The sequence below is a fragment of the Caulobacter sp. LARHSG274 genome (assembly GCF_052871235.1).
The window spans coordinates 1-1508 of record NZ_JBIXJO010000040.1 but is presented as its reverse complement, the minus strand read 5'-3'; the positions used below and the strand labels follow the sequence as shown (position 1 = coordinate 1508).

At 66.6% G+C, this 1508-nt stretch carries 2 protein-coding genes; both read left to right on the top strand.

The features are described from left to right. The first annotated feature begins 81 nt into the window (after window positions 1-81). Entirely contained in the window at window positions 82-1188 is a 1107-nt protein-coding gene (locus ACIPQB_RS26065) for an IS5 family transposase (RefSeq protein WP_446488154.1), read from the top strand. Further along, a complete protein-coding gene (locus tag ACIPQB_RS26060; RefSeq protein WP_446488153.1) occupies window positions 1185-1508 on the top strand; it encodes a hypothetical protein in 324 nt (107 codons plus the stop codon). The genes ACIPQB_RS26065 and ACIPQB_RS26060 overlap by 4 nt, the downstream gene beginning before the upstream one ends.

Genomic DNA, 1508 nt, shown 5'->3' with positions numbered 1-1508 from the left:
CTAGCAGGCTGTTGAAGAAGTCTGTAGCGGCGCGGGACTCGGCATGATTCACTCTTTTGGGCGGGAGCTCTGGAGGGGTGGATGCGCGGGTCGGACGAGCGGACGGGGTCGCTGTTCTCGTATGTGAACCTGGATGCTCGGGTTCGGCGTGACCATCCTTTGCGGCCGATCCAGGAGATTGCGAACGCGGCCCTTGGGGATTTGAGCGCTGACTTCTCAGCGCTCTATCCGCCGCGGCTGGGACGTCCGTCGATCCCGCCGGAACGGCTGTTGCGGGCAATGTTGCTGCAGGCCTTCTACGGCATCCGATCGGAGCGCCAGTTGATGGAGCGGATGGAGTTCGACCTGTTGTTCCGCTGGTTCGTGGGGCTGGGTGTCGATGATGCGGCCTGGGATCACTCCAGCTTCACCAAGAACCGCGACCGGCTGCTGGCGGGCGAGATCGCCGGCAAGTTCCTGCGTGCGATCCTGGCTCAGCCGCGCGTGAAGCGGCTGATGTCGTCGGACCATTTCTCGGTGGACGGCACGCTGATCGAGGCCTGGGCTTCGACGAAGAGCTTCCGCAGGGTCGATGGCGACGACAACGATCCGGAAGGTCCGGGCCGCAACGCCGAGCGCGGCTTCCACAAGGAAAAGCGCTCCAACCAGACGCACCAGAGCACCACCGATCCCCAGGCTCGGCTCTACAAGAAGGGCGACGGCCAGCCGGCCCAGCTCTGCTACATGGGCCACGCCTTGATGGAGAACCGCCACGGCTTGGCGGTGGATGGCGGCGTCACCCAGGCCACCGGCACGGCCGAGCGGGAGGCGACGCTAGCGATGCTGGATCGCCGGCCCGGCCGACGCCGGATCACCCTGGGCGCCGACAAGGCCTACGACGTGCGCGCCTTCATCGGCCAGTTGCGGGCGCGCCGGGTGACGCCGCACATCGCCGTCGATGGCCACCTGTCCAAGCTCGGCAAGCCGCGCTCGACCGCCATCGATGGCCGCACCCGACGCCACCCCGGCTATGCCATCAGCCAGCGCTGCCGAAAGCGCATCGAGGAGGTGTTCGGCTGGATCAAGGGGGCGGCCGGCCTGGCGAAGGTCAAGGTGCGCGGCCGCGCCAAGGTCGACGCCGTCTTCACCCTGGCGCTGGCGGCCTACAACCTCATCCGCCTGCCCAAGTTGCTGGCGGCTCCGGCATGAGCGTCCTGGGCCGGTGGCGCATCGTCCAGATGCCCGACTACACTGACGACTATCGGGACATGATGGAGCCCGCCTACATCCTCTTCGAAGCCACCCATGGCGAGTTCGCCTTCGGCTGTGTCACCGGCTCCTTCGCCGGCGGCGGCGACCACGACGCCGTGCAGTTCGACTGGGACGGAAACGACGAAATGGATGAGGCCCAGGGCGATGGATGGGCTGAACTCCAATCCGATGGCTCCCTCAAGGGCCAAATCTGCTTCCACGGCGGCGACGAAGCCAACTTCGTCGCCCAGCGCCAGACTTCTTCAACGGCCTGCTAG